This is a genomic window from Actinomadura sp. NPDC048955 (assembly GCF_040649435.1).
Taxonomy (GTDB): Bacteria; Actinomycetota; Actinomycetes; order Streptosporangiales; family Streptosporangiaceae; genus Spirillospora; species Spirillospora luteofluorescens.
Window position 1 is genome coordinate 228,341 of sequence record NZ_JBEZJI010000006.1, and the last position, 17,129, is coordinate 245,469.

Consider the following 17,129-nt stretch of genomic DNA (forward strand, 5'->3'; position numbering starts at 1 on the left):
GTCAGGTCGTCTGCTCCGGAGGGCGGCGCCGGGCGTCCGGGGCGTTGAGGTGCGTGAAGTGCGCGTGGGCGTCGTGGTGACGGCGGGTGGCTTCGGCGAAGGTGTACTGCGCGGCGGCCGCTTCCCCCCGGGCCTCGTAGATCAGCCCCATGCGGACGGTCGCGCCCGGGTGCCCGGCGCGGGCGGCGGCACGGTAGTAGGTCTCGGCCCCGGTCGGGGTCCCGGGGTCGTCCCGGCTGCGGTCCTGCCGGTAGCCGGGGAGGGTGAACTCGTAGGCGAGTTCCGCGGCCATGGGCCTGCGCTGGCCCGGCTCGGCGTTGACCAGGACCTTTGCGGCCTCGTCGCCCGCCGCCGCGGCCGACGTCAGCCACGCGTGGGCCTCGGCGGGCCGGTCGTGGCACAGCAGCAGGATCCCCAGCCGGCAGGCCGCGTCGGAGTCACCGCGTTCGGCCGTGTCCAGCAGGTCGATGCCGTGCCGGCCGAACAGGTGGTGGTAGCGGCGATGCGCCCTGGACGGCAGGCCGGGGAGCCAGTGCCCCTCGTCGTCCTGGTCGGGCGGCGCCGCGGGGTCGGGCTCCGGGTCGGCCGGTTCCCCCGGCGGGGACGGCGCGCCGTCCGTGCCCGCGCCGGCTCCGGCCCGCCCGCCGCCTTCCGCGCGGGTCCGCTCACCGCGCCGGTCGCCGCCGCGGGCGGAGGCGACCGAGACGGCGACCCGGGCTTCGGCCGGCCGGGCGGGATCGGCGCGGAAGGCGTCCGCCGGCCGCGCCGGCTCCGCCTCCCGGACGGCGCCCGGCCCCGCCTGCGGGCCGGCCAGCTCGTCGCGCATGAGCTGGTAGCGGGCGTGCCAGTCCTGGAGGGTCGCCGGGCCGGGGAAGTCGGGCTCGATACCGGTCTTCTCGACGTAGTGCAGGCAGGTGAGCACGAAGGTGGCCACCCACCCCCAGTCCTGCGGGCCCTGCCGCTGCCGGGACAGCACGTTGCTGATCGCGGTGAGCGAGAGCGGCCGCAGCACGGGGATGCGCTTCTTGTGACCGGCCAGGACCCCGGGCGCCAGCTTGGCCAGCTCCCGGTAGTGGGGCGAGCCGCACGCGTGGGTGAACTGGATCAGGTCGCGCACGAACTCGTCCAACGGGGGGCTCGCTTGCGGGGAGTTGGTCGGCATCCGTCGGCCCTAACGTGAAGATCATCCTTGGCGATAGATCGTTAATCGCTGGAATGCTCTCACTACTGGAACCTTTGCACGTCAAACAATGGCATGTCATGCCGTTCCGGACTGTTCCGTTCTGTCCCGAGCCGTGCCTTGACGTGGCTTTTTGGGTCGGTCAGTGAGATCCGGAGCAGCCGGGAACGGCACGGAACGCCCCTCCGGCGGAGGTTTGTGTCACGTGACACAGGCCCGTGCGGCACCGAATTACTTTCACGAAAAAATGGCATGAATGTGACATCTGTCCGGTTCGTTCTGCCGCGCCGTGCGGCCGGCCGTTCCGTTTGTTTCTGATGTCCGGCTCGGCGTGGCCGGAGCCGCCGCGGACTGGCCTACTGGTGCTCCGCAAGATGAGACCGAGCACAGAAGGCGTCCGCGTTATGTCAACGACCAAAGACCCCGCGCCCCGCACCGGCGGCTCCTGCCCCCGCCCCTGCCGGGCGCGTCCGGCGCACTCCCGCTCCCGCGCGGCGGCGCAGGGACACGGCCAGAGCCCGCAGCACGGGGCGCGTCCCCGGATGGACACGGCCAGGCCCCTCGTCCCGCGCATCCCCCGCGACGACGAGGAGAGCACGATCCTGATGCTGGCGGCGATCTGGGCGCTGGAGACGGGGCGCGCGCTCCCGGCCGCGCCTCCCTGCCGGATGTCGCGGGACGAGCTGATCGAGTTCTGGGCCGATCCCGCCCTGGAGCAGGCCTACACCCCCTCCGGCTCCGGCGGGCCCGCGGCCGGAGGGGGCCGAGTGCGTCCGGAGGCCCGGCGGTGAACTCGATCCCCGCTCGCCGGCCCCGCCCGCCGGTGCGGCCGTCCCCGTCGGTCACCGAGATCCTCACCCGGCCGCCGGACCTCGCGCCGGCGATGCACACCACCCTGGCCGCGATCGACATCGCGGCGTTCGGCGACCGGCGCTGCGACGACGAGATCCAGCTGCGGCTGCGCCGCCAGATGTACGCGCTGGTGGCCGAGGCCTGCGCCATGGGGTCGCTGCCCTGGTGGGACTGCCACCGCGAGGACCGCGGCGACGGCGCCCTGTTCGTCGCGCCGCAGCAGGTTCCGGCCGAGCTGTTCCTCGACCCGCTCGCCCACCACCTGACCGCGGTGCTGCGCCGCTACAACCGGCTCGCCGGCGACACCGTCCGCCTCCGGCTCCGGCTGGCGGTCCACAGCGGCCTGGTGCACCACGACGACCACGGCGTGGCCGGTCACGCCGTGGTGCACCTGTTCCGGCTGCTGGAGTCCGGCGCCTTCAAGCGCGCCCTCGACGGCGCCGCGACCGATTTCGGGCTGATCGTCTCCGACCGCCTCTACGGCGACATCACCGGCAGGAACGGCAGCCTCATCGACGCCGGCGCCTACCGCGAGCTCCGCGTCACCAGCAAGGAGACCCGCACCCGGGCCTGGACGTGGTTCCCCACCCCGCGCACCTGACGCGCGGCGTCCGGCCGTCGGCCGCCTGCCCGGCGGCCGGACGATCCGCTCGAACGGCAGGCGTCCGATCTGTCAGATCGCGTGGCTGTCTGTACGAATTCGCTCGGCGAACAGGCTGACAACACGATCTTCTTGTGAACGCGTGAGCGGTCGAGCGACCGTGGTCTCCGTCGCGGGCTTCGCGCCCAGCTCCCCTACCAGGAGACCCGATGAAGCTGCCTTCGTACGCCGCCGCGGTCGTGACGGCGACCCTGCTCACCTCGCTCACCGGACCGGCCGAGACGCCCGCGGCCCATGCGGCCGGCGGCCAGGCCCCCGGCCTCCAGGCGCTGCCGAGCGTGAACATGGAGGCCACCGTCAAGGCGGCCCAGATCGACCCGCGGCGGGCGGACGACACGCTGACGCCGGGCGCGAAGGCCGGCGTGCTCCTCGTCGAGCAGGCGCTGCGGGACAGGAACCTGCTCGACGCCACATGGGTGGACGGCTACTTCGGCACCACCACGATCGCCGCCTACGCGAAGTACCAGAAGTCGCTCGGCTACACCGGTCTCGCCGCCAGCGGGCTGCCGGGCAAGACGTCGCTCGCCAAGCTCGGAAGCGGGCGCTTCACGGTCGACCACGTCATCGAACCGGGGGCCCGCGTGTCCACCGGCGGGGTCGTCGTCAACACCCGGACGCAGAAGATGCTGGCCGAGGCGGAGCGGCTGCTCGGCCGCGACCTCGCGCTGGACCAGGGCTCCTACAACCCCGGCGGCGACCCCACCTCCGCGGGCACCCACGACGGCGGGGGCGTCGTGGACGTCTCGGTGGAGGGGATGGACTCCGCCACCCGCACCGCGGTCGCCCGGGCGCTGCGCCTGGTCGGCTTCGCGGCATGGGTCCGCAGCCCCGCCCAGGGCGACTGGCCGTGGCACATCCACGCCGCCGCCATCAGCGACACCGACCTCTCCAGCCAGGCCCAGCACCAGACCGGTGACTACTACCTGGGCCTGAACGGCCTCTCCGGCCGCGGCGCCGACGACGGCCCGAAGGTCACCATCCGCACCTGGGAGGAGTACCAGCGCAGCTGACCCGTCCCGTCCGTACACCAGGCAACGACGACAGACAGGCAACGAGAACAGGAACGAGAACAGAAGGAGAGAACGGCATGAACAAGCTCACCAAGGTCCTCACCTCCACGGCGACCGGCGCCGTCGCGCTCGGCGGAGTGGCGTCCGTCTACATCTCGCCCGCCTCGGCGGCTGCCCGGGACGGCAAGTGCGACAGCGGCGAGTTCTGCTACTACTACAACAGCGACAACCAGGGCTCGATCTCCGACTTCACCGGCTCCATCGCCGACTACGGCACCACCCAGCCCTCCTGCTACGACTTCAAGGGCGACGGCAACGGCAAGGGCCTGTGCGTCAAGAACAACGCCGCCTCCGTCTGGAACAACAGCGGCAAGACCGTACGCGTCTACTACAACAGCAACTACGGCGGCAGCTACCAGGACTTCAAGGCCGGCGCCAAGGGCAACCTCAACGCCACCCTCAAGAACCAGAACGCCTCCCACGAGTTCTCGCCGTCGGCGCGCACGAACATGTCCTACGGGCTGTACGCGGCGAGCGGCGGGAGCATCACCTGCGGCTTCGACGGCTACACCACCACGCCCGGCCGGCACGAGGGCATCGACATCGCCCGCGGCATCGGCTCCGACGTCCACGCCCTGGTCGCCGGTAAGATCATCTACATCGCGCGCGGGGCCACCGGCGGTTCGGGGCTGTCCACGATCTCCGTCTACAACGCCGCGGCGAACAAGACGGTGATCTACCTGCACACCGCTCCGCGGTCCTCGCTGGCGGTGGGGCAGTCGATCAGCCGCGGCCAGGTCATCGCCGACGAGTCGTGGCACGGGGTGTCGTCCAGCTCGTCCGCCCACACCCACGTCGAGATGCGTCTCGGCCAGCAGACGCACGCGGCCAAGAGCGTCAACGACCCGACCCTGGACAACCCGAACCCGACCACGTTCTGGAACTCCCAGGGCTACAACGTCCGATAGAGCGCAGCGGCCTCCACCAGAGGGGATGACGACTGTGTCGAAACGAAGCGCGCGAGTGATCTCGCGGCTCACCGCGGCGACCGCCGCGACGGCTCTCGGCGGGGCCGCACTGGTCCCGGCCTCCCCCGCCTCGGCGGCGTCCCGCGACGGCAAATGCGACAGCGGCGAGTTCTGCTACTACTACAACAGCGACAACCAGGGCTCGATCTCCGACTTCACCGGCTCCATCGCCGACTACGGCACCACCCAGCCCTCCTGCTACGACTTCAAGGGCGACGGCAACGGCAAGGGCCTGTGCGTCAAGAACAACGCCGCCTCCGTCTGGAACAACAGCGGCAAGACCGTACGCGTCTACTACAACAGCAACTACGGCGGCAGCTACCAGGACTTCAAGGCCGGCGCCAAGGGCAACCTCAACGCCACCCTCAAGAACCAGAACGCCTCCCACCAGTTCCTGAGCTCGACGCCGCCGACCGGATGCAAGACCGACGGCACCGACAGCACGCTCCCCTCCACGATCCTCGTGTACCGGGTGTCGCTCGGCCGGGTGGACCGGGTGGCGTTCAAGACCTACGTCAAGGACGTCCTGCCCAACGAGTGGGTGTCGAGCTGGCCCGCGGAGTCCCTCAAGGCCGGCGCGATGGCCGTCAAGAGCTACGGCTGGTACTGGGCGCTGCACTCGACCCGCACGACGTCGGGCGGCCAGTGCTTCGACGTCTACGACACCACGTCGAGCCAGGTCTACAAGCCCGGCTCCGCCAAGGCGTCGACGAGCTCCGCGGTGGACGCGACGTGGGGCACCCGCATGACCCGCGGCGGAAAGATCCTCGAGGCCCACTACTGCTCCACGACGACGGCGTGCGGCGGCTGGGTCACCGGGGACTGGATGTCGCAGTACGGCTCCCGCGACAAGGCCGAGGCGGGCTGGAGCTACTCCAGGATCCTCAACGCCTACTACAGCGGGATCACCCTCTCCTGATCCCTCGGCAGTCCGGCCCGACCCCCCGCGGTGGCCCCTCCACGGCGGGGGGTCACGGCGGCCCCACGACGATGACCTGGAAGTTGACCGGGCGGTTCCCGGGGAACGCGACCTTCCCCGTACCGTCCACCATCTTGAACCGCACGTAGCATAAGCCGGGCTTCCTGGGCGTGGTGATGTCGGTGCGGATGTCGACCTCGTGGCCCGGTTCCGTGTCGGCGATCGGCACGTCGGAGATGGTCTGGCAGTCGTCGGCCTTCTGCGGGAGGTCGAGGCGGCGCAGCGAGTAGCCGTCCCATGGGACCGTTCCGATGTTCTTGAGCCGCCATACCTTGGTGATGTTCCGGCCGGTGCCGACGCGGGTGCAGTCGGGCAGCGTGATGTCCGCGACGAACTTGGCGGCGTCGCCCTTGTGCCTCGGCGAGGACGGTGCCGGGTTGGTCGCCTCGACGGGGCAGTCCGCCGGAGTGAGCGCGTTCTTCGAGCGGTTGCCGTACTCCTCCATGCCGTCCTTGCCGGAGTCGCCGTTCACCACGATGAGGACCACCGCCCACGTGCCGATGACCGCCGCCCCCAGCGCGACCGCGCCCGGGCTGCCCAGCCGGAACCGCGCCCGGCGCTTCGGAGCGGGAAACAGCGCCTGGACGTCCCCCGCGAGCCTCCCGGGTGGTGGCGCGACGGGCAGGGGCACCGAGGTCTCGCCATCCGCCGCGCCCTCCTGCGGCTCGATGGCGATGTGCACGGCCTGGGCTTCCACGGCGCTCGCGGCGGAGGCTTCGAGCGCGGCCGCCGGGGGCCTCCCGGCGCTCGCCGACCTGACCGCCAGGTTCGCCCGCTCCCAGCGTTCGCGGTACGCCGCCGGGTCCGCGCCGCACGCCTTGACGAACTCGACGGTGGTGCCCCAACTCGGGAGCCGGTTGCCCTTCGTGGCCTCGTGCAGCGTCGTGTGCGAGATCGCTCCCGACCTTCCGGACATCTCCCGGAAAGGCGGGTTGCCCACTGATTCCCGCAGTTCCCGCAGAACCGCCGCGAAGTCCTCGATCGCCTCCGCCTGTGCACGCATGTGGTCCACCGGGTGAAGCTAACAGCGCCCGCGTCCTCCCAACAAGCACATGTTTTTATCGGTTATCTTCCGGTCAGGTGTCGCCTTTCACCTCTCCCTGGAGCACGCCCTCGCGCTGTCCCGGGCGATCCAGGACTTCCACATGGACACCAACGGCTGGGACGACATCGGACAGCAGCTCACCATCAGCCGCGGCGGCCACCTCATGGAGGGCCGCAACCGCGCCCTCGATGCCATCGGCACCGGGACCCACGTCGTCGGAGCCCACACCCTCGGCCAGAACGACCACACGATCGGCATCGAGAACGAGGGCACCTACATGACGGAGGAGCCCACCGGCGCGCTGTGGGAGAAGCTCGTCGCGACCTGTGCGTGGCTTTGCGACGTCTACGGTCTGGAACCGCACGCGGCGATCGTCGGGCACCGCGACCACAACGCCACCGCCTGCCCCGGCGACGCGCTGTACGCCCTGCTGCCGCGCCTGCGGAACCAGGTCGCCGAGAGTCTGGGCGAGCGGCGTCCGGCGGAGGCGCCGGCGGCCCGGTCCGGCGGGCTGCCCGGGCCGCGCTTCACCTTCGACCACGGTCCGGCGGTCGGCCCCGGCGACCCCACCCGCTGAACCGGGCTTACAGAAACGTCACAGAATCGAAAGGAAGGAAAAGTCCGGCCAGGTAGACCCGGGGTAAAGGCCGATGGGCGTAATTTTGTCCAGGACACTCCCCCCGAGTGTTTCACGTGCTCACCGCGTGCCCATACCTCAATGGCGTCCCCTGAAGCCAGGAGTTGGGCATGAGTATCGGGTTGAATACCGGCGATTCGGCATGGGTGCTTGTCAGCTTCGCCATGGTGCTGCTCATGACGCCGGGGCTGGCCCTCTTCTACGGCGGAATGGTCCGGGCGAAGAACCTCGTCAGCGTCCTGTACATGAGCTTCGTCTCGATCGCCGTGGTGACCGTGATCTGGTTCGTCTACGGGTACGGCCTGGCGTTCGGCGACGACGTCGGAGGGGCCGGCCTCATCGGCTGGGGCAGGTGGCAGTTCCTCAGGACCACCCCGTCCGTCCTGAGGGGCGTCATCCCGGAGTACGTGTTCTCGATGTTCCAGCTCGTCTTCGCGATCATCACGCTCGCGCTGATCAGCGGTTCGGTCGCCAACCGCGTCAGGCTCGGGCCCTGGATGGTCTTCGGGGTGGTCTGGGTGACCCTCGTCTACCTCCCGATCGCCCACTGGGTGTTCTCCAAGGGAGGCTGGATCAACCGGTGGGGCGCGCTGGACTTCGCCGGAGGGCTGGTCGTCGAGCTCAACTCCGGCATCGCGGGCCTGGCGCTGGCGCTGGTGCTCGGACCGGGCCTGCGTTTCCGCAGGGAGGGGCCTCCCGAACCGAAGAACATCCCGCTGGTGATGGCCGGCATGGGGCTGCTGTGGTTCGGCTGGTTCGGGTTCAACGGCGGATCGGCGCTGACCGACGGCGCCCTCGCGGCGAACGCGGTGGTCAACACGATGATGTGCGGCTGCGTCGCGATGCTGGTCTGGATGCTGCTCGAACGGGTGCGGTTCGGCCGGTTCTCGCGGCTCGGCGGCACGACCGGCGCGCTCGCCGGCCTGGTGGCCATCACTCCGGCCTGCGGGTACGTCAACCTGTTCGGCGCGACGGTCCTCGGCATCGTCGTCGCCGTCGTCTGCACCTACGCCGTCGAGGTCAAGACGTCCGTCGGGTACGACGACACCCTGGACGTCGTGGGGATCCACGGGGCCGGCGGCATCGTCGGCGTGGTGCTGCTCGGCCTCTTCGCCACCGGCAAGTACGGCAGCCCCACCGCCGGGCTCGTCTACGGCGGCTCGGTCTCCCTGCTGGGCAAGCAGATCGTCGCCATCCTCGCCGTCGGCTGCTACAGCTTCGTGCTCACCTTCGCCATCGGCAAGGTCGTGGACGTCCTGCTGGCCTTCCGCCCGAGCGCCCGCGAGGAGGCCGCGGGCCTCGACACGGAGCTGCGCATCGGGTGAACGCGCCCGTCCGTCACAACGGAAGGGTCCTGCGCAGGCGGCGGGTCTGGGCCGCCGCCTCACCGAGGACGTCCTCGCCCGACAGGTCGGGCAGGTCCGGTGCCCGCGGCGGCCGTCCGTCGCGGACCGCCGCGGCCATCTCCCGCAGGTCCGCCGCCATCGCCCCGACCGCCTGCTCCGGCGGCGGCTCGGCGCCTCTGCGGACCTTGACCGAGGCGGCGGTGACGGTGTCCACGAGCGCGTCGAGCGCGCCCAGGACCGGCCACCAGGCGGCGCCCGTGCGGCTCGCCGGCGGCGGTTCGGCCTGGACCTGCCGCAGGTCGACCCGGACGGCGTCGAGGCTGCGGTGCAGTGCGCGCCGGTCGCGGGCCCGGACGTCCCGGGACCCGGTGAATGCCTCGTCGAGGTAGTCGGCGAGCGCCCGGAACCCGGCGGCGAACCGCTCGCCGATGCGGATCCGTCGGCTCCCCGGCCAGAGGGCGTAGCCGAACACCAGCACGATCAGGCAGCCGAGGAGGGTGTCGGACAGCCGGGCCAGCACCAGCTCGCCGGAAGGCTGCGGCGAGGTCAGGTCGAACAGGAAGAGCATCAGGGGGGTGACCGCGACGGTCCGCATCGCATAGGACCTGGCCTTGAGCACCGGGATCAGCCCGCCGAAGAACGCCGCGAGCGGGACCGCGGCCCAGCCGCGGGGGACGGCCACCAGCACCAGCAGGGTGGGGACGGCCGCGACGAACGTGCCGACGGCCCGCAGCAGGGACCGGACGAAGACCGAGCCGAAGTCGGGCTTGAGGACCACCGCGACCGTCAGCGGAAGCCAGATGGAATGCACCGTGGGGATCCAGAGGTCGTGCAGGACGCCCGGGAACTCGACGAACGCCGAGGCGATCGCCATGCACAGGGCCAGCCGCAGCCCGTACCGCCAGGCCGCGGCGGAGGTGAGGGCCAGCTGGACGGCCCGGTACGCCCGGGTCGGCAGGGGTTTCGGGAGTCCGAGCCAGTCGGGGTCCTCCGGGTGCGGCTCCGGCAGCCGCCGCCGGGCGAACTCGACGGGCCGCGCGAACTCCGGGTCGCCCCGGAACGGCGGGATCTCCGCGTCCCGGTTGCCGCTCCGGACGGCGTCCGCGATCCGCCGCACCTCCTCGGACAGCCCTGGCGGCGCGGGCCGCGCGGACCGGATGAGCAGGGTGAGCGCCTCCATCAAGGGGGAGGCCGCGTTGAGCATGGCGACCAGCCACCGCGCCTCCTCACCCCAGCGCTCCTTCCCCCGGACGCGGTGGCACATCAGCGCGTCCTGGGCGCCGTCCACCGCCATGCTGAGCGCGAGCCGGGCCTCGCCCGGGTGGGGGGCGCCGTCGATCAGGTCGGCGGCCCTGGCGTAGACGTCGGCGACGGCCCGGTGCTCGGGGCCCGGACGCCGGCTCCACACCCGCCAGCTCAGCACCGCCAGGACGAGGTAGAAGGCCCCGCCCGCGAGCTGGCAGAGCGGGGGGAGCCACCACGCCCCGAGCCGCGGCAGTCCAGTGCCGATCACGTTCATGAACAGCAGGGCCAGCGAGGCCGCCGACACGACGTTGCCGATCGAGCTGACCAGCCCGGAGAGCAGGGCGACCGCGGTCGTCATCGTCACCGTCCCCCAGCCGTGCCCGTGGGCGAGCTGGCCGACCACCAGGCCCGCCGCGCCCGCCAGCTGCTGGACGACGAGGCCGAGCGCCCTCGACCGGTACGGGCCGGTGCTGGGCCGCATCGTCGCCAGCACCATGCCGGCCGCGGCGAGAAGCCCGGCGCGGGGCTCGTCCAGGGACAGCGCCACCGCGATCACCACGCCGAACGCGACCGCCGCGCGGATCGCGTCGACCCAGGGCACGGGCGCCTTGGACAGTGTGAGCGCCCGGCTCAGCCAGTTCCCCGCGTCGGCTCGTGTAGCGCCCATCGGTATGGACGGCCGCGTCAGACCGCTTGGAACGCGGCGTACAGGAGGCTGAAGACGCCGATGCCCAGCCCCAGGGAGACGAGCACGTTCGCCGCGCCTCTGGCGTACTTCCCGTCCTGGAAGAGGTGGACGGTGTCCAGCTCGAAGGTGCTGAACGTGGTCAGCGCGCCGCAGAAGCCCGTGCCGACCAGACCGTCGGGTACCGCGCTCGTCGTCACGCCGTGCAGGGCGCCCAGGACTCCGGTGCCGAGGAGGTTGACCGTGAGCGTCCCCCAGGGGAACGCCTTGCCGAACCGATGCTTGACCATCGTGTCGAGGACGAAGCGGAGCATGGCGCCGCACGCCCCTCCGGCGAGCACCAGCAGGGCGATCATGTCGGCGCGCCGCTCTCCGGCCGGAGCGGGCGGTACGGCAGGAGCCGTCCGCCCCAGAGGCCGGCGGCGACCGCGATCCAGCCGCCCGCCACGCTGGCCACCGCGTAGACGACGCTCTGGTCCCAGGCCCCGGCGCGGCCGAGGGCGTGGACTCCGTCGATGAGGTGGGAGAACGTGGTGAACCCGCCCAGGTACCCGGTCACCAGCAGCGGCCGGGCGACGGGGTGCGGCCTGCCCTTGAGCAGGTACGACGTCAGGATTCCGATGAACAGGCAGCCCAGCATGTTCACCAGGAGGGTCCCCCAGGGGAAGCCGTGCCGCGCGCCGGGCATCGCCTTGATGAGCAGGTCACGCGCCAGGGCCCCGACGGCCCCTCCGATCGCGACGTCGAGCAGCGCGCGCGGCTTGATCCCCGGGTGGCGGGGCGGCCCCTTCCTGTGCCGGTCCAGGACGGTGGCCTCGGCCACCTCGCGGCGGAGCAGGCGCCCGGCCGGCCTTCCCTGATCCCCCATGGCCGGTGTCACCACCTGCGCCGCGCGGGGGCGGGCACGCCCAGCAGCAGCCGGCGGACGGCGTCCCATACCTGCATGAAGGCGGCTTCGACCTCCGGCGACCGCTCCCCAAGGACGCGCGCCCAGGCGCCCCGGCCACCCGGCAGGACGCTGGCTCCGGCCCGCAGCCCCGTGGGGGCGAGCGCCTCGTGCATCGCGTCGGCCACGGCCTGCGCGGGCTTCTGGCCGGTGACGACGTACAGCGACGCCAGCACTCCGAAGTCGTCCATCACCGCGGGGCCCGTCACCGCCCGTTCCTCCGGCACCAGGTGGAGCGGATCGGCGAACAGCAGCCGTCCCGCGGTGTCGTGCACCTCGACGTCGCTGCAGTACGCCGTGTAGGCGTGCCGTTCCCCGCGGGCGAGGCGTCCGGCCAGCAGCGTCTCGCCCACGAGGACGGTGGAGTCGGGATGGGCGTTGACGGCGACGTGCTGGTAGAAGCGGGTTCCGCCGAAGGGGATCGTCGTGTCCGGCAGGTACTCCAGGTAGCCTCCGGGGCCCGCGGAGAGACCGACGAGTTGCGTGGCGTAGTCCTGCTCCATCCGGTAGAGCCGGGTGGCGCCCTGGGTGGCCACGTGCACGGACGCGCCCGCGCCGCAGGAGACGTCGACGCGGTAGCGGTCCCCCTGGAGGACTCCGCCTCCGGACGACATGAGCATGACGTACGGCAGGTCCGGCACCCCGGGATCGGGGTGCAGGGGCCGGGTGATGTGCAGCGGCGCCTTCTGGTAGTGGCCGGTCAGCTCCGTCCGGCCGCCGATCAGCTCGAACCGCAGGTCGAGGAGGCCGACCTTGCCGGGGCTGCCGGCCGGGAGCATGTCCACGGCGCCGGCGTGCCGCCGCACCGGCTCGGGCACCCATCGGGGAAGGTACCGCTCGGGCGAGAGGCGGTCGGTCTCCCCTGAGCCGCCCACCGTCCCTACACCGGCGAGGTACACGCCGCTCCCGCCCGCGCCTCGATGAAGTCGACGACGTCCGCGACGCCGGTCCCGGCGAGGCAGTCGGTCAGCGCGACCGGGCCCTCGCCGCGCACCGCCCGCGCGTCCCGCTCCATCACCGAGAGGTCGGTGCGGACGTACGGCGCGATGTCGATCTTGTTGATGACCAGCAGGTCGGAGTCGGTGGTGCCGGGGCCGCGCTTGCGCGGCATCTTCTCGCCCTCGGCGGTGTCCAGGACGAAGATGAACACGTCGGCCAGCGCCGGGCTGAACGTGAGCGTGAGGTTGTCGCCGCCGCTCTCGAACAGCAGCAGGTCGACCTCGGGGAAGCGGTCGAGCAGCTCGGCCGCCGCCGCCAGGTTCATGGTCGGGTCGTCGCGGACGGCGGTGTGCGGGCACGCGCCCGTCTCGACCCCCACGATCCGCTCGGGGTCGAGCGTCCCGGCCAGGGTGCGGCGGACGTGCTCGGCGTCCTCCTGCGTGTAGATGTCGTTGGTGATCACACCGACCTGGCGGCCCAGCGTCCGCAGCCGCGGGACCAGCGCCTCGATCAGCGCCGTCTTGCCGCTCCCGACCGGGCCGCCGATACCCACCTTGAAGACCTTCTCCAGCTCCATCCCGGCTCCTTCGTGTCAACGGATCAGGTGACGAACAGACGGGCCTCCGCCCGCTCGTGCGCGGCCGAGACGACGTCGGCGACGGGCACCGAGCCGTGCAGCTCCCGCGGGTCGCGGACGGCGAGCGCCGCCCGCGCGACCCGTGCGAGGTCCGGGCGGACCTCGCCCAGCAGCCTCTGGGCGCGGCGGAAGTCGGTGCGGGCCAGCCGCACCGCCGCCGCCGTCCAGCTCGCGGCGAACGCGTACAGGTCGGCGGCGACCGCGTGCGCCGCCGGGACGCCGAGCCCCGCGTGGAGCGCGCCCACCACCACCGCGTGGTTGCCCGGTGCGGCCCCGTCCGCCACCAGCTCCGCCAGCCGGGCGGCCTCGGGCACCGGGAAGGCGAAGGCCGCCGTGTCCAGGACCTGCCGGCCGGTCCGGGTCGAGGCGTTCCGCTGCTCGCGGTTGAGCTTGATCGCGTGCAGCCGCCGGTCGACGCGGACCAGCCCGTCCCAGTCCCCCGCGCGCGCCGCGCGGTGCGCCAGTGCCAGGGCGGCCGCGTCCGCGGGGCCCACCGCGTTGTACAGCAGGTCGGTCAGCAGCTCGCGCAGGTTCTCCGGCCCCGTGATCCGGAGCTGGACGTACCCCTCCAGCCCGTGCGACAGCGTGTACATCCCGCTCGGGAAGCCGGAGTCGGTGAGCTGGAGCTGGGCCAGCAGCGGGTCCAGGTCCGCGGTGCCCGGACGTGCGCTCATGCCAGGAAGAACAGCCGGTTCAGCGGCAGCTTCGTGGCCGGTTCGATGTGCGCGGGCTCCCCGTCCACGGTCACCCGGTAGGTCTCCGGATCGACCTTGATCTCGGCGAGCGTCGAGTTGCGCAGCATGTGGCGCTTGTCGACGGTCCGGCACTGGCGCACCGGGCGGATCAGCCGCTCCAGCCCGAGCCGCTCGGGCACGCCCGCCTCGATCGCGGCGCCGGACATGAAGGTCGCGCAGGTGCTCGACAGCGCTCGGCCGAAGGCCCCGTAGGTGGGCCGGTAGTAGACCGGTTGCGGTGTCGGCAGCGAGGCGTTCGGGTCGCCCATCTGCACCCAGCTCACCATGCCGCCCTTGATCACCATGTAGGGCTTGGCACCGAAGGAGTGGACCGGCCACAGCACGATGTCGGCGAGCTTGCCGTCCTCCAGCGACCCGATCGTGTCCGCCATCCCGGAGACGCGGGCCGGGTTGATGGTCAGCTTGGCCAGGTAGCGCAGCACCCGGAAGTTGTCATTGCGGGACGAGTCCTCGGGCAGCGCGCCCCTCTTGTCCTTGTTGTGGTGGGCCACCTGGAAGGCGCGGGTGAACGACTCCCCCACCCGGCCCATCGCCTGCGAGTCCGAGCCGATGATGCTGATGACGCCGAGGTCGTGCAGCACCGTCTCGGCCGAGATGGTCTCGGCGCGGACCCGGCTGTCGGCGAACGCCACGTCCTCGGGGACGTCGTAGCTGAGGTGGTGGCAGACCATCGTCATGTCCAGCAGCTCGTCCACCGAGTTGGCGGTGTAGGGCAGCGTCGGGTTCGTGGAGGCCGGGAGCACGTTGGGCTCGCCGGTCACCCGCAGGATGTCGGGGGCGTGCCCGCCGCCCGCGCCCTCGGAGTGGTAGGTGTGGATCGCGCGGCCGTTGATCGCGTTGATGGTGTCCTCGACGAAGCCGGCCTCGTTCAGGGTGTCGGTGTGGATGTTGATCTGGATGTCCATCTCGTCGGCGACCGACAGCGCGCAGTCGATGACGGCCGGGGTGGAGCCCCAGTCCTCGTGCACCTTCAGCCCGGCGGCACCGGCGGCGATCTGCTCCTCCAGCGGGCCCGGCAGGCTGCTGTTGCCCTTGCCGTAGACGGCGATGTTGATCGGGATGTCCTCGTAGGCCTGGAGGATGCGGGAGATGTTCCACGGCCCGGGGGTGGTGGTGCAGCCGCGGCTGCCGTCCGCCGGGCCGGTGCCGCCGCCGACCAGGGTGGTGATCCCGTTGCTCAGCGCGTTCTGGGCCTGCTGGGGGGCGATGAAGTGGACGTGGGTGTCGATCGCCCCGGGCGTGGCGATGAAGTTCTCGCCGGAGACCACCTCGGTCGTCGCGCTGATGATGAGGCGCCGGTCGACCCCGTTCTGGGTGTGCGGGTTGCCCGACTTGCCGATCCCGGCGATCCGCCCGTCCTTGATGCCGATGTCGCCCTTGACGACGCCGAGCACCGGGTCGAGGATCAGCGCGTTGGTGATGACGACGTCCAGGGCGACCGACCGTCCCGAGGCCGGGTCGGCCGACATGCCGTCGCGGGCGGTCTTGCCGCCGCCGTACTGGGCCTCGTCCCCGTAGTGCCCCTCGGTGTGGTCCTTCTCCACCTCGACGACGAGGTTGGTGTCCCCGAGGCGCACCCGGTCGCCCACGGTCGGGCCGTACATGGACGCGTACTGCTGACGGCTCATCGTGGCCATGGCGGCTCAGCCCTTCTTTCCGGAGCGTGCTGACTTGCTCTTCCTGGACGACTTCTTCGGCGGCTCGACCGGCTCGTCGAGGTAGCCGCGCTTGTGCATCCGCCGCAGCGCCGTGCGGTGCGCCTCCTCGGACCGGACGCTGCCGTTGAGCAGGCCCCCGAACCCCACCAGCCGCAGCCCGCCGCCGTACTCGACCAGGGTCACCTCCTTGGTGTCTCCGGGCTCGAAACGGACCGCGGTTCCCGACGGGATGTCCAGCCGTTTCCCGAACGCCTTGTCACGCTCGAACTTCAGCGCCCGGTTGGTCTCGAAGAAATGGAAGTGCGAGCCGACCTGGACCGCGCGGTCACCCGTGTTCTGCACCAGGATGGTCTCCCTGGGCTGACCGACATTCAGTTCGATATCGCCCTCGCCGTACATGTAAACGTCATCCGACATGGGATTCCTCCCCTTTCATGTCCGCCATCACCCGACGTGGAATTTCCTGGAGATGAGCATGATCGTGCCCGTGTCCGTGCCCGTGTCCGTGGGCGGCGGGTGCCAGCCCGTCGTCGCCGTCCCGGCTCCACCGGCGTTCCGCCTCGGCCACCCGTTCGCGGATCAGCGCCGCGAGCGACGCCGGCCCCAGAAGCGGCCCCGCGGTCCTGGCGTCGGCCCGCAGGGGCGCCGGAACGAAGGAGGCGGGCACCAGGACGACCTCGTCCGCCCCCAGCCGCCGGCAGCGCTCGACGCCCTCGTCCACGTCCGGCTCGCCGCCCGTCAGCGCGACCTCCACCCAGCGGACCGGCGTGTACTGCCACACCAGCCGCGCCACCCGGAACAGTTCGGCGTCCGGCTCGGGCCCGGCGGCGGGCGCCACCAGCAGGACCGCCCGCTCCCCCGGCCCGTCGCGCAGCGCCCGGTTCACCGCGCCCCTGATCCAGCCGGCCAGGTGCCCGGTCGTGCCCAGCGGCCCGGCCAGCAGCAGGTCTCCCGGCGCCCGGTCCCGGGCCGTCCAGCGCAGGGTCTGCGCGGTGACGTCCGGCAGGTCCGGGTCGCGCCCGAGCGTCATCGGCACCGCCACGAGCCGGTCCCGCGTCCGCAGCGCGGACTGCAGGTCACTCCCCGGGGCGTGGACGTGCGGGCCCCCGGGGCCGAGCAGGTCCGGAAGGCACCGGCCCTGCCGGCTCTCATGCCCGCCGACCAGGACGACCCGCCGGCCTCCGGACACTACTTGCCGCCGACCGGGTCGTGGCAGGAGACCAGCTTCGTGCCGTCGTCGAAGGCGGCCTCGACCTGGATCAGCTTCAGCATCGCGCGCACACCGGGCAGCACGTCGTCGGGCCCGACGATCCGCTTGCCGAGCTCCATGCACTCGGCGACGGTCCTGCCGTCCCGGGCCGCCTCCACGATCGCCGAGCAGATCAGCGCCACCGTCTCGGCGTAGTTCAGCTTCAGGCCCCTGTCCCGGCGCTGCTGCGCCATCTGGGCGGCGGTGAAGAGGACCAGCTTGTCCATCTCCCGCGGGGTGAGGTTCATCGGTGTCCTTTCCGCGCCCGGCCGCCACC

General features: G+C 71.8%; 17 protein-coding genes and 2 pseudogenes. 7 read left to right on the forward strand and 12 right to left on the reverse strand.

The annotated features are described in order from the left end of the window. Position 1: 1 nt before the first annotated feature. Positions 2 to 1,129, reverse strand: a complete 1,128-nt coding sequence (locus tag AB0C84_RS09245) for a hypothetical protein (RefSeq protein WP_361063172.1) — start codon at positions 1,127 to 1,129, stop codon at positions 2 to 4. Positions 1,130 to 1,584: 455 nt separating this feature from the next. Here AB0C84_RS09245 and AB0C84_RS09250 point away from each other — a divergent pair, with 455 nt between their 5' ends. The 5 genes from AB0C84_RS09250 (at position 1,585) to AB0C84_RS09270 (ending at position 5,650) form a co-directional block, all read left to right on the forward strand. Next, positions 1,585 to 1,971 carry a hypothetical protein gene (locus AB0C84_RS09250; protein ID WP_361063175.1) on the forward strand — a complete coding sequence of 129 codons (387 nt, stop codon included), beginning with the start codon at positions 1,585 to 1,587 and terminating at the stop codon, positions 1,969 to 1,971. Continuing rightward, positions 1,968 to 2,633: a hypothetical protein gene (locus AB0C84_RS09255; protein WP_361063178.1), complete on the forward strand. Its 666-nt coding sequence runs from the start codon at positions 1,968 to 1,970 to the stop codon at positions 2,631 to 2,633. The genes AB0C84_RS09250 and AB0C84_RS09255 overlap by 4 nt, the downstream gene beginning before the upstream one ends. A gap of 209 nt (positions 2,634 to 2,842) precedes the next feature. After that, on the forward strand, positions 2,843 to 3,703 hold the full coding sequence (locus AB0C84_RS09260; RefSeq protein WP_339154859.1) for a peptidoglycan-binding protein: 861 nt from the start codon (positions 2,843 to 2,845) through the stop codon (positions 3,701 to 3,703). Positions 3,704 to 3,780: 77 nt separating this feature from the next. Then, a complete protein-coding gene (locus AB0C84_RS09265) occupies positions 3,781 to 4,671 on the forward strand; it encodes a peptidase inhibitor family I36 protein (RefSeq protein ID WP_361063181.1) in 891 nt (296 codons plus the stop codon). A 34-nt stretch (positions 4,672 to 4,705) separates the two neighbouring features. Beyond that, positions 4,706 to 5,650: a SpoIID/LytB domain-containing protein gene (locus tag AB0C84_RS09270; protein WP_218905658.1), complete on the forward strand. Its 945-nt coding sequence runs from the start codon at positions 4,706 to 4,708 to the stop codon at positions 5,648 to 5,650. A gap of 52 nt (positions 5,651 to 5,702) precedes the next feature. On the opposite strand, the gene AB0C84_RS09275 is transcribed toward AB0C84_RS09270, so the two are convergent. Then, positions 5,703 to 6,713 (reverse strand): NBR1-Ig-like domain-containing protein, encoded by a 1,011-nt coding sequence (locus AB0C84_RS09275; protein WP_361063251.1) that lies wholly within the window; start codon positions 6,711 to 6,713, stop codon positions 5,703 to 5,705. A gap of 94 nt (positions 6,714 to 6,807) precedes the next feature. Between AB0C84_RS09275 and AB0C84_RS09280 the strand changes: the two are divergent. Together AB0C84_RS09280 and AB0C84_RS09285 are read left to right on the forward strand one after the other, a co-directional pair. Next, positions 6,808 to 7,332: pseudogene (locus AB0C84_RS09280) on the forward strand (peptidoglycan recognition family protein); the annotation flags it as partial. A gap of 170 nt (positions 7,333 to 7,502) precedes the next feature. Continuing rightward, positions 7,503 to 8,717, forward strand: coding sequence for an ammonium transporter (locus tag AB0C84_RS09285; RefSeq protein ID WP_361063185.1), 1,215 nt, complete (start codon positions 7,503 to 7,505; stop codon positions 8,715 to 8,717). A 13-nt stretch (positions 8,718 to 8,730) separates the two neighbouring features. On the opposite strand, the gene AB0C84_RS09290 is transcribed toward AB0C84_RS09285, so the two are convergent. The 10 genes and pseudogenes from AB0C84_RS09290 to AB0C84_RS09335 all read right to left on the reverse strand — a co-directional run bounded on the left by AB0C84_RS09290 (position 8,731) and on the right by AB0C84_RS09335 (position 17,100). Beyond that, a complete protein-coding gene (locus AB0C84_RS09290) occupies positions 8,731 to 10,650 on the reverse strand; it encodes an FUSC family protein (protein WP_361063188.1) in 1,920 nt (639 codons plus the stop codon). 17 nt (positions 10,651 to 10,667) lie between these two features. Next, on the reverse strand, positions 10,668 to 11,024 hold the full coding sequence (gene crcB, locus AB0C84_RS09295; RefSeq protein ID WP_179846819.1) for a fluoride efflux transporter CrcB: 357 nt from the start codon (positions 11,022 to 11,024) through the stop codon (positions 10,668 to 10,670). After that, positions 11,021 to 11,536 carry a CrcB family protein gene (locus tag AB0C84_RS09300; protein WP_361063191.1) on the reverse strand — a complete coding sequence of 172 codons (516 nt, stop codon included), beginning with the start codon at positions 11,534 to 11,536 and terminating at the stop codon, positions 11,021 to 11,023. Before AB0C84_RS09300 ends, crcB begins: the two co-directional genes overlap by 4 nt. An 8-nt stretch (positions 11,537 to 11,544) precedes the next feature. After that, positions 11,545 to 12,513: an urease accessory protein UreD gene (locus AB0C84_RS09305; RefSeq protein ID WP_361063194.1), complete on the reverse strand. Its 969-nt coding sequence runs from the start codon at positions 12,511 to 12,513 to the stop codon at positions 11,545 to 11,547. Beyond that, positions 12,495 to 13,130 (reverse strand): urease accessory protein UreG, encoded by a 636-nt coding sequence (gene ureG, locus AB0C84_RS09310; protein ID WP_179846817.1) that lies wholly within the window; start codon positions 13,128 to 13,130, stop codon positions 12,495 to 12,497. The genes AB0C84_RS09305 and ureG overlap by 19 nt, the downstream gene beginning before the upstream one ends. A 23-nt stretch (positions 13,131 to 13,153) precedes the next feature. After that, the gene (locus AB0C84_RS09315; protein ID WP_361063197.1) at positions 13,154 to 13,864 is read right to left on the reverse strand and encodes an urease accessory UreF family protein; all 711 of its coding nucleotides are present in this window, start codon (positions 13,862 to 13,864) and stop codon (positions 13,154 to 13,156) included. Beyond that, entirely contained in the window at positions 13,861 to 15,582 is a 1,722-nt protein-coding gene (gene ureC, locus AB0C84_RS09320) for an urease subunit alpha (protein WP_179846815.1), read from the reverse strand. The genes AB0C84_RS09315 and ureC overlap by 4 nt, the downstream gene beginning before the upstream one ends. A gap of 135 nt (positions 15,583 to 15,717) precedes the next feature. Continuing rightward, positions 15,718 to 16,020: pseudogene (gene ureB, locus AB0C84_RS09325) on the reverse strand (urease subunit beta); the annotation flags it as partial. Further along, positions 16,010 to 16,792 (reverse strand): hypothetical protein, encoded by a 783-nt coding sequence (locus AB0C84_RS09330; RefSeq protein WP_361063202.1) that lies wholly within the window; start codon positions 16,790 to 16,792, stop codon positions 16,010 to 16,012. The gene AB0C84_RS09330 and the pseudogene ureB, both read right to left, overlap by 11 nt. Further along, positions 16,792 to 17,100: an urease subunit gamma gene (locus tag AB0C84_RS09335; RefSeq protein WP_258940585.1), complete on the reverse strand. Its 309-nt coding sequence runs from the start codon at positions 17,098 to 17,100 to the stop codon at positions 16,792 to 16,794. Before AB0C84_RS09335 ends, AB0C84_RS09330 begins: the two co-directional genes overlap by 1 nt. Positions 17,101 to 17,129 lie beyond the last annotated feature (29 nt).

Bases quoted from the DNA above. Each gene is read 5' to 3' on its own strand.
- AB0C84_RS09250 (WP_361063175.1), top strand. From the start codon at position 1,585: ATGTCAACGACCAAAGACCCCGCGCCCCGCACCGGCGGCTCCTGCCCC.
- AB0C84_RS09260 (WP_339154859.1), top strand. From the start codon at position 2,843: ATGAAGCTGCCTTCGTACGCCGCCGCGGTCGTGACGGCGACCCTGCTC.
- AB0C84_RS09265 (WP_361063181.1), top strand. From the start codon at position 3,781: ATGAACAAGCTCACCAAGGTCCTCACCTCCACGGCGACCGGCGCCGTC.
- AB0C84_RS09275 (WP_361063251.1), bottom strand. From the start codon at position 6,713: ATGCGTGCACAGGCGGAGGCGATCGAGGACTTCGCGGCGGTTCTGCGG.
- AB0C84_RS09285 (WP_361063185.1), top strand. From the start codon at position 7,503: ATGAGTATCGGGTTGAATACCGGCGATTCGGCATGGGTGCTTGTCAGC.
- AB0C84_RS09290 (WP_361063188.1), bottom strand. From the start codon at position 10,650: ATGGGCGCTACACGAGCCGACGCGGGGAACTGGCTGAGCCGGGCGCTC.
- crcB (WP_179846819.1), bottom strand. From the start codon at position 11,024: ATGATCGCCCTGCTGGTGCTCGCCGGAGGGGCGTGCGGCGCCATGCTC.
- AB0C84_RS09300 (WP_361063191.1), bottom strand. From the start codon at position 11,536: ATGGGGGATCAGGGAAGGCCGGCCGGGCGCCTGCTCCGCCGCGAGGTG.
- ureG (WP_179846817.1), bottom strand. From the start codon at position 13,130: ATGGAGCTGGAGAAGGTCTTCAAGGTGGGTATCGGCGGCCCGGTCGGG.
- AB0C84_RS09315 (WP_361063197.1), bottom strand. From the start codon at position 13,864: ATGAGCGCACGTCCGGGCACCGCGGACCTGGACCCGCTGCTGGCCCAG.
- ureC (WP_179846815.1), bottom strand. From the start codon at position 15,582: ATGGCCACGATGAGCCGTCAGCAGTACGCGTCCATGTACGGCCCGACC.
- AB0C84_RS09335 (WP_258940585.1), bottom strand. From the start codon at position 17,100: ATGAACCTCACCCCGCGGGAGATGGACAAGCTGGTCCTCTTCACCGCC.